This is a genomic window from Hamadaea sp. (genome assembly GCF_013362815.1).
Lineage (GTDB): Bacteria > Actinomycetota > Actinomycetes > Mycobacteriales > Micromonosporaceae > Hamadaea.
The window spans coordinates 1-9039 of record NZ_JABFVK010000109.1 but is presented as its reverse complement, the minus strand read 5'-3'; the positions used below and the strand labels follow the sequence as shown (position 1 = coordinate 9039).

The following is a 9039-nucleotide window of genomic DNA, read 5'->3' as shown; positions in this document are numbered from 1 at the left end:
CGTCGCCGGGGTCGCGCTCGGTGTCGCAACCGCGGCCGCACTCGGCCTCTGGCGGCTCAGCCACAGCCAGATCAGCCTCGACGGCGATCATCTGAAGATCAGCGGCAGTCTGCTGTTCTTCACCACGGCTCGGCTGACGCGCGTACTGCGCGACATCCCGCCCGGCCGCAACGTCCACCTCGAACTGCGGGCCGACTTCCTCGATCACGCGGCGCAGGCGGCCCTGAGCGGTTGGGTCGCCGATTATCGGCAGCGTGGCGGCAACGTCGCGGTCACCGATCCGAGTCATCACCTGACGGTGGGGAAACGGCCCGCGCGGCGCAAACCGGTGCATCGCTGGCTCGCGCCACATCACGTGACGCCCCGGCTGGAGACCGGGCTGCGCTCCTACCACGCCCAGCACGCCCCGCCGGCGGTGCTCGGCATCCTCGCGGGCGATCAGCAGCCCAGCCACATGTTCATCGGCTGCGCCGACTCGCACATCGTGCCGCATCTGATCACCGGCAGCGGGCCCGGCGACCAGTTCTGCGTGCGCAACATCGGCAATCTAGTGCCGCGTCACGGCGAAGACCCCGGCATGGACACCGCCGTCGATTACGCGATCACCGTCCTGGGCGTGACCACCGTCATCGTCTGTGGACACTCACCGTGCGGCGGCATCCGCGCCGCGCTGCACCTCCGGCACGGCTGGCTCCGGCACGCCACGCTCGGTCCGTCCACGATGGACGAAGCGGCGCGGCTCAATGTCGTGGCCCAGCTGGACAACCTCGCGACCCATCCGGCCGTGGCCACCGCCAGTTCCGCCGGACGCCTTCGCCTCCTCGGCTTGTACGCAGACACCGTCGCCGCCACGGTCGCTCGCGTCGGGCCGGACGGCGTACTGCTCGATCCCGAGCCGCTGCACTGAGCGCTGCTCACGGGTGGCCCACCACCAGTGGGTCACCCCCCACCTCGTGTGACGTCGCTCTCCCGATCTTGGCGGATTGTTGAATCCCGAACAAAGCTGTACGCATGACGACCTCCGCCGACATGTGGTTCGACCCCGTCTGCCCCTGGGCCTGGATGACCTCCCGCTGGCTGCTCGAGGTGGAACGCGTACGCGATGTGCACATCCGCTTCCATGTGATGAGCCTGTCGGTGCTCAACGAGGGCCGCGACCTGCCGCCGGATTACCGCGCGCTGCTGGACGACGCGTGGGGACCGGTCCGGGTGGCGACGGCCGTCGCTCAGCACCACGGCGATGACGCGGTGCGGAGGTTCTACACGGAGATCGGTACGCGGATCCACCTGGAGAAGCGGGAACGTGGACGCGATCTCTACGTCGAGTCGCTGACCGCCGCCGGTCTGCCCGCCGAGCCGGCCGAGGCGGCCGACGGCACCGCGTACGACGAGGCACTTCGGGCGAGCCACCACGCGGGCATGAACCCGGTGGGCGACGACGTCGGCACACCCGTCATCCATGTGCCCGGACCGGACGGGCAGCTCATCGCGTTCTTCGGCCCCGTGATCTCCCCCGCCCCGCAGGGCGAGGCGGCCGGGCGACTGTGGGACGGCGTACTGCTCGTCGGGGGCACTGACGGCTTCTTCGAGCTGAAGCGATCGCGTACGCGTGAACCGATCTTCTAGGCGGTCACACGGAAAGGGCGGCGCCCACGATCCCGGCGTCGTTGAGGAGTTCGGCGGGAACGACCTCGGTCCGCAGTCTGATGCGCGGCAGGAACTTCTCCGCCTTTTTGCTCACGCCGCCGCCGACGACGATGAGATCCGGCCAGAGCAGCCGCTCGACCAGTTCGAGGTACGCCTGCAGCCGCTTGGCGTACGCGCCCCAGGACAGGTCGTCCTCCTCGCGTACGGAGGCGGCGGCCCAGTCCTCGGCGTCGCCGTGGTGCAGCGGGAGGTGGCCCAGTTCGGTGTTCGGCACGAGCGTGCCGTCGACGAACAACGCACTGCCGATCCCCGTCCCCAGGGTGAGCATGAGGACAACGCCTTTGCGGTCCGCGCCCCGGCCGAAGCGCATCTCGGCGATCCCGGCCGCGTCGGCGTCGTTGATCACCGTCACCGTACGCCCGGTCGCCTGCCGAAACAGCTCGACCGCGTTGGTCCCGATCCATTTCTCGTGGATGTTGGCGGCCGTCATCGCGATGCCTTGGCGTACCACGGCGGGCAGGGTGATCCCGACCGGCCCGTCGACACCCAGCTGATCGAGGACCTGCACGACGACTTCGGCCACTGCTTCCGGGGTCGCCTTCTCCGGCGTCGGGAGGCGTACGCGCTCGGCCGCCAGCTGCCCGGCGGCGAGGTCGACCGGCGCGCCCTTGATGCCCGAGCCCCCGATGTCGACGCCGAGGGCCTGACCTGTCCGGTTCTGCGTCACCACCCCATCATGGCGCGATCTCGCACTCGCGTGGCGGGAAACGCATGATGCTTCAGGCGCGGGCCAGGGCCGCCTCGATGACGGCGATCGGCGCGGGAGTGCCCGCCGGATCGCTGAGCGGGCCATACGGCGCCCCGTACGCCGGCGTGCCGACCTGGAAGCGCCGGCCGCCTTCGCCGAGCGGACCGGCGTCCACGGCGTCGTACCCCAGCTCGGCGAGGAAGTCGGCGACCACCTGCTTGGCCAGTCCGTCGTCCCCGGCGATGGGCAACGCCGTCCGGTCGGGCGACCCCGCCGGGCGCGGCAACGAAGCGAGGTGCCGGTAGTTGATGTTGTTGAACACCTTGACGACCTTCGCCCGGCCGAGATGCCGTTGCAGCAGTTCACTGCTCGTGGTCGAGCCGTCGTCGAGGGCGGCGATGTCCCCGTCGCGCTGCGGGTAGTAGTTGTTGGTGTCCATCACGGGCTTGTCGGCCAACGGCTCCACCGGGACCGTGGCGTACGCCAGCAGCGGGATGCTGACCAGCACCAGTTCGCCTTGTTCGGCGGCGGCCTGGACGGTTCCCGCCGAGGCGAGCGGGCCGAGTTCGGCGACCAGGTCGGCCAGTGTCTCGGGGCCACGCGAATTGCTCAGGACGACTTCGTGCCCGGCCGCGACGGCCAGCCGCGCGACGGTGCTGCCGATGTGCCCGCTGCCGATGAGTCCGATGATCGCCACGTTCCCTACGCTATCGCCGGATCGCCCCGCGCTCGCGTTATCCGGGGATAACGTCGCCTCGCCGCGCGCCGAAGCCGCATCATCCCGGGACAACGCGCCGGACCGGGATAAGGCGCCAACCCCATGGAGTCACGAAGGCGGCAAGTAGATCTCGCAGGCGAGCCGAATGAGGTCGGCGAGCAGCTCCGGCGGATCGTCGCGCCACCAGGCGAGCAGCACCGGGATCGGCTGGGCGTCCCGGACCGCCCGGTACGCCACCCCGGGTCGCGGGTTCTGATGGGCGGTCGCCTCCGAGGTCACCCCGACGGCCTGGCCTGCGGCGATCAGGGTCAGCCACTCGTCGACTCCGTGCGTCGGGCGTACGGAGGTCGGGGCGGTACCCCGCGGCCAGAGGTCGAGGGTCGTCGTCCCCGTGCGAGCGTCGATCGCGACGGTGTATCGGGACAACTCCGCCAATCGCAGGCTGCGCCGCCGGGCCAGGGCGTTGTCGGTCGCCACTGCGGCGACGCGTGACTCCACTCCGACCAGAGCCGTGGCGAACCGGGGATCGGTCAGCGGACGGCGCACGACCGCGACGTCGGCCAGCCCTTCGCTCAGCCCGGCCGTCACCGAGCCGGATTGGACGAAGACCAACGGAGTCTGCGGATGCTCGGCCGCCCAGGTCTTCTGCAGTCGCCGAGTGTGTTTGCCGAGCGCTGCCCAGGCGTACCCGATGCGCAGTTCGGTCCGGGCCTGCTCGACGATCTGCCGGAGGTGACCGATCTCCTCCAGTACGCGCCGCGCCCCGGCGAGCACCTGTGTGCCGACGCCGGTCAGGCCGACCTGCCGGGTCGTACGCTGCACCAGCCGCGTGCCGAGGGCCTCCTCGAGCGCGGCGATCGAGCGGGACACCGCCGCCTGCGAAACGCCCAGGTCACGGGCGGCGTCGGTGAACGTCCCCGCGTCCGCCACCGCTACGAGGACGGCGAGATGACGCAGCTGCACATCCATACGCTGATCGTATAAGTGGAGCAGTTGATGCATTTCTCGTATGAACCGATCGCTCGCACACTGGTCGCGTGAGTACACGCAAGGTGGCCGGCGGGCTCGCGACGATGGTCGCCAGCGCGGCCAGCAATCAGGTCGGCGCGGCCGTCGGCGCGCACGCGTTCGGCGCGATCGGCCCAGCCGGTGTCGTCGCGATCCGCCAGTTCGTCGCGGTCGCCGTCCTGCTCCCGGCGGCTCGGCCGAATCTGCGCCGGTTCACCTGGTCGCAGTGGTGGCCGACGATTCTGCTGGGCCTCGTCTTCGCCACGATGAACCTCAGCCTCTACACCGCGATCAGCCGCGTCGGCCTCGGTCTCGCGGTCACCCTGGAGTTCCTCGGTCCGCTCGCGGTCGCGCTGGCCGGCTCGCGTACCCGCGTCGACCTGCTCTGTGCGGCCGCCGCCGGCCTCGGCGTCTACGTCCTCGTGCTGCCCGACCCGTCCAGCGACTACCTCGGCATCGGCCTCGGTCTGCTCGCGGCCGCCTGCTGGGCGGCGTACATCCTGCTCAATCGCATGATCGGGCAACGCCTCCCGGGCCTGCAAGGGCCGGCAGCGGCGACGTCGGTGTCGGCCTTGCTCTATCTGCCCGTCGCCGGGTTGCTCATCGCGCAGGGCCGGTTCACCGGAATCGCCATGTTGTACGCCGTGGGCGCGGGCGTGCTCAGTTCGGTCATCCCGTACGCCGCGGACCTGATCGCGTTGCGCCGGGTGCCGACGAAGTTCTTCGGCATCGTGATGAGCATCCATCCGGTGCTCGCGGCGCTGGCCGGGCTGGTCCTGCTCGACCAGGTCCTCGCCGCCCACGTGTGGCTGGGCATCGGCATCGTGGTCGCCGCGAACGTCCTCGCCGTCACCGCCGCCACTCGGAGCGCCACCCGGCTGATCACGCCAGCGGCAGCACCCGCGCGATCTTGATCGTCGTGCTGCCACCCGATGCCGCATAGGCGACACTGCCGTCGGCGTACGCCTTGAACGCCTGGTAGTCGTGGTCCTTGACGCCGATGGTGAACCGTACGCCGACGGCCTTGCCGGTGCCGGAGTCGTAGACCTGCGCGGCGAGGGCTGAGCCGGCGGACCAAGCGAGCAGCATGTGCCCGCTGCCGTAGGTCACGAGATGCGGGTGTCTCGTGGACGCGCCGGTCTTGACGGTCGTGTCGGACGCGCCGGTGCTGAAGTGTTCGAGGCGTGCCTGGCCGCCTTGGCTCCACGCGGTCCAGTAGCCCTTGGACTTCGCGAGAACGAGATCGCCGCCGAACAAGGTGCCGTCACAGGTGCCTTGACTGATCGTCCGATATGGATTCGGCCGGGCGATGCGGCAGTCGTTGTCGGTCGCGCACACCATCACGAAATGGCCCGTACGCGGATCCCACACGATCCGCGAAGTCCACGCATGACTGCAGCCGACCTCGAAACTGTCGTGCCCGGACAGCAGCGCCCCGGACGGCCCGACGACCTGCATACGGTCACCTTCGTGGATGTCCACACACGACCCGTTCGGCACGGTGATCGCCACTCCGAAGTACGCCGCGTAGTTCTTGCCGTCCGAGGCCAGCCGCCCGTGATGCTGGTACCACCAGACGAATCGAGCGCCGTTGTCATAGCCGCCACGGCTACTCGACAAGTTGGTGACTTGACGCTCCCACACCTGCTTGCCGTTGTTGTCGAAGCGGATCATGTGCATCGTGTTGCACGGGCTCGACGTGCCGCCGCACAACGGTCCCGTCTTGCAATCGCCGCGGCGAGTCAACAGCAGTACGCCCCCGGTTGCGTCCGCCTGGACGTCCTGCAGATCGATGCCGGTGAAGCTGGTCGGCGTACCGGTCAACTTGTCGTCGCAGCCGAGCCGGCCCAGGTAGACCTGGCCGTTCGTGCCCAGCCAGGCGAGCCAGGAGCCGCCCGACGGCATCGCGGCGATCGCCATCGGCAACGGTTCGGTGTCTCCCTCGCCGCCGTAGCCCTTGACGGACACCCCGACGTTCACCTCGGTGACCTTCACTGTCGGCTTCGCCGTGGCGACTCGTCCGCAGGGTCCGATGCTCGCCTGACTCGCAGTCGGGCTCGCACTCGCGGTGCTTGACGGCGCGGCGCTAGCTGCGCTTTCGCTTGGGCTGGTGGTGCCCTGCGCTTGCGGGGTGGTGGTCGGCGTTGCCGCTCCGGACAGCGTCGCGACCAGGGCGAACCCGGTGACGGTGACGACGGCGGTTGCGGCGAGTGCGATCAGAAGGGGTTTGCGTACCGGACGGCGATGCTTCATGCCTGCCTCAGGGTGGTCGACATCTTCGGACGCGGTTCCCGGTTCCGCGTCGGCCACCCTACCGGAAGCGCTCCCAATGCGCCCGCTCACCACGTTCGCGCACCCCGGGCGCGCCCGCGCGCGGCCCCCGGGGTGCGCGCCGCGCGGAGCGGCGGAGGCGAAGTGACCTTGAACGGAAAACGTCGCCATAGCAGCGGAAATCATTCAAGATCACATCGCGGGGTGCGCTCCGAGGGCGCGTTATCCCGCATAACGCGACGACCCCGCGAGCCCCGGACCCGGGGAGGTAGCCTCATCGACTATGCCGTCGTACCTCGAAGAACTGTTCTCGCTGGCCGGGCGTACCGCAATGGTCACCGGCGGCAGCTCGGGCATCGGCTTCGCGATGGCGGAGGCGATGGGCCGCGCGGGAGCTGACCTGATCCTCGTAGCGAGGCGAGAGAAGGAGCTGACGGAGGCAGTCGACCGGCTCGAGGGGATCACCGTCCAGACGATCAGTGCGGACTTGGCAGTACGCACGGAGATCGAACGGGTCACGGAGCAAGTCCCGCACGTCGACATCCTGGTCAACTGCGCAGCCAACAACATCCGGCGTCCGATGGACACGCTCACGGAAGCGGACTGGGACGCCTCGCTGGCGTTGAACCTCACCGCGCCGTTCCTGCTCGGACAGCATTACGGCCCGCGGATGGCAGCGCGGGGATGGGGCCGGATCGTCAACATCGGTTCGCAGCAGACCATCTCCGCGTTCGGCAACAGCGGCGGATACGGCGTGTCGAAGGCCGGCGTCGCCGCTCTGACCAGGTCTCAGGCGGAGGCGTGGAGTGCGTACGGGGTGTGCGTCAACACGCTCATCCCGGGCTTCGTCGTCACTCCGCTCACCGCGCCCGCGATGGCGATTCCAGGCCGCGCCGAGGAACTCGCGCAACGCTCGATGGCCAAACGCAACGGGTTGCCGTCCGATTTCGCGGGCGCCGCGGTGTTCCTGACCAGTGGCGCGTCGGCGTACGTCACCGGGCAGATTCTCTACGTGGACGGCGGCTTCTCCGTCCATTAGCGACTTGACTGTGTCTCCTGGACTACGCGGTACCGCGCCGCCCGGCCGAGGGCCGGGCGGCGCAGCGCAGGTCACGGAGCCGGATAGTCCGTCACGAAAACGGGCTGGCCGATCCGGGTCGTGTCGGCCGGACCGCCGACGCCGTTGACGACGTGGTCGATCGTCCCGGCGCTGAGGTTGACCGTCATGATGTGGTGCAGCCGGACGCCGGGCTGATCCGGCACCTCGAACCCGTTCTCCGTATGGATCGACGGGTTGTTCTGGTTGAAGACGTAGACACCCGCGCCATACAAGTTGTGCGTACGCACGTTGTCGCCGACCTTGTATCCGGCGTACCCCTCGACCGAGCCGTTCATCCAGTCCGCCTGCGTGGGCGGGTCGTACGGCAGCTCATTCTGGTACAGGATCGTCGTGCCACGTTCGCCGTTCCACACGGTGTTGTACCGCTGGAAGTGCTCGACGAACAGGCCGGTCGCGGTGACGTCGTCGCCGTTGATGACCGCGCCGTACCGGCCGGTGTTGGTGTTCCAACGTTCGGTGTCGGTGAAGCCTTCGACGCCGTGGTCGCCTCGCCACACCCAGGTGTGGTCGATCAGCACGTGGTCGCTGTTGACTTCCAGCGCGGTGTCGGTCTTGCCCACGTGCGGGCCGCCGACGCGGAAGTACACATCGGACAGTGTGGTCGGGTCGTCCGCCGAGCCTTTGCTGCGCCCGTGCGGCTTGCCCACGCGCAGCAACACCGGCGACTCCGTGAGCCCGGCGTCGATGGTCAGGCCGGCGATGATCACGCCGGGCACGTCGGCGACGTCGACCGGGATCGCTCCGTCGACCGCCGTCAGAGTCGCGTGGCCGAGACCGAGGACGACCGTGCCGGGGCGCTTGACCTCGATGCTCCGGGCGATGTCGTAGACACCCGGGGTCAGCAGCAGGTTCTTGCCGCGGGCCAAGGCGTTGTTGATCTCCTGAACAGAGTCACCGGGGCGGGCCACGAAGAAGTTCTTCAGCGACGTCGTACGCCCCGGCGTCAGCCCGCCGGCCCACGAGATCCCACTGCTGTTCGTCTGAGCAGCCGGTACGCGTACCTGGAATCGGCCCTGCGCGTCGGTGAACAGATACGGCTTCTCCCGGCTGACCGGAGTCGCCGCGAGCGTCGTGTACGGCGGGTCGGGGAACCCGGCCTCGGCGGGCGCGCCGACGACTCCGGAGAACACCTGGTTCCACACGCCGTTGGACCAGCCGCCGATCTCGCTGTTGCGGATCAGCCACTGCTGCTGCGAACCGCTGATGACGAACGGCAGCCGGGAGTCGGCGATGAACCCGCCGCTGGCGTACTGGGGACCGGCGGTGCAGTAGTCCATCAAGGACAGATTCGCGCCGCTGATGTCGACTCGGCGCATGGAGACCGCCTGGGACACCGCCCAGAAGTCGGCCGACGCCCGGCAGCCGTCCTGCCCGGCCGAGTTGATCGACAGCGACAGGTTCGACAGCGTACGCCAGAAGTTGACCAGGGCCAGGCAGTTTCCGGTGCCGCCGTCGGCGAGGCAGCGGTTGTAGACCTCGACCTTGCCGTTGATGACGACGTCGGCGGGGGACGCGCCGAGCCCGGCG

Annotated in this window: 9 protein-coding genes; 4 read left to right on the top strand and 5 right to left on the bottom strand. The window is 69.2% G+C overall.

Annotation, left to right across the window (positions count from 1 at the left end; translation table 11 throughout):
* On the top strand, positions 1-907 hold a 907-nt coding region (locus tag HOV77_RS33505; protein WP_290870035.1), incomplete at its 5' end, for a carbonic anhydrase.
* A gap of 104 nt (positions 908-1011) precedes the next feature.
* Positions 1012-1626 carry a disulfide bond formation protein DsbA gene (locus HOV77_RS33500; protein ID WP_290870033.1) on the top strand — a complete coding sequence of 205 codons (615 nt, stop codon included), beginning with the start codon at positions 1012-1014 and terminating at the stop codon, positions 1624-1626.
* A gap of 4 nt (positions 1627-1630) precedes the next feature.
* On the opposite strand, the gene ppgK is transcribed toward HOV77_RS33500, so the two are convergent.
* The 3 genes from ppgK to HOV77_RS33485 all read right to left on the bottom strand — a co-directional run bounded on the left by ppgK (position 1631) and on the right by HOV77_RS33485 (position 4082).
* Positions 1631-2374, bottom strand: coding sequence for a polyphosphate--glucose phosphotransferase (ppgK, locus tag HOV77_RS33495; RefSeq protein ID WP_290870030.1), 744 nt, complete (start codon positions 2372-2374; stop codon positions 1631-1633).
* A 52-nt stretch (positions 2375-2426) separates the two neighbouring features.
* Positions 2427-3092, bottom strand: coding sequence for an NAD(P)-binding domain-containing protein (locus HOV77_RS33490; RefSeq protein ID WP_290870027.1), 666 nt, complete (start codon positions 3090-3092; stop codon positions 2427-2429).
* 129 nt (positions 3093-3221) lie between these two features.
* On the bottom strand, positions 3222-4082 hold the full coding sequence (locus HOV77_RS33485; protein ID WP_290870024.1) for a LysR family transcriptional regulator: 861 nt from the start codon (positions 4080-4082) through the stop codon (positions 3222-3224).
* Between the two features lie 68 nt (positions 4083-4150).
* Between HOV77_RS33485 and HOV77_RS33480 the strand changes: the two genes are divergently transcribed.
* Complete coding sequence (locus tag HOV77_RS33480; RefSeq protein ID WP_290870021.1) at positions 4151-5035, top strand: EamA family transporter; 885 nt, start codon at positions 4151-4153, stop codon at positions 5033-5035.
* Here HOV77_RS33480 and HOV77_RS33475 read toward each other — a convergent pair.
* Positions 5004-6374, bottom strand: a complete 1371-nt coding sequence (locus HOV77_RS33475; RefSeq protein ID WP_290870018.1) for a hypothetical protein — start codon at positions 6372-6374, stop codon at positions 5004-5006. The genes HOV77_RS33480 and HOV77_RS33475 overlap by 32 nt on opposite strands.
* Positions 6375-6675: 301 nt before the next feature.
* Here HOV77_RS33475 and HOV77_RS33470 point away from each other — a divergent pair, with 301 nt between their 5' ends.
* Complete coding sequence (locus HOV77_RS33470; protein WP_290870015.1) at positions 6676-7431, top strand: SDR family oxidoreductase; 756 nt, start codon at positions 6676-6678, stop codon at positions 7429-7431.
* A 71-nt stretch (positions 7432-7502) separates the two neighbouring features.
* On the opposite strand, the gene HOV77_RS33465 is transcribed toward HOV77_RS33470, so the two are convergent.
* Positions 7503-9039, bottom strand: a 1537-nt coding sequence (locus HOV77_RS33465; RefSeq protein WP_290870012.1) for an adenylyl cyclase, incomplete at its 5' end; no start/stop codon positions are given.

What these genes read in the sequence shown, in the direction of transcription:
- HOV77_RS33500 (WP_290870033.1), top strand. Translation starts at nt 1,012, where the DNA reads ATGACGACCTCCGCCGACATGTGGTTCGACCCCGTCTGCCCCTGGGCC.
- HOV77_RS33485 (WP_290870024.1), bottom strand. Translation starts at nt 4,082, where the DNA reads ATGGATGTGCAGCTGCGTCATCTCGCCGTCCTCGTAGCGGTGGCGGAC.
- HOV77_RS33475 (WP_290870018.1), bottom strand. Translation starts at nt 6,374, where the DNA reads ATGAAGCATCGCCGTCCGGTACGCAAACCCCTTCTGATCGCACTCGCC.
- HOV77_RS33470 (WP_290870015.1), top strand. Translation starts at nt 6,676, where the DNA reads ATGCCGTCGTACCTCGAAGAACTGTTCTCGCTGGCCGGGCGTACCGCA.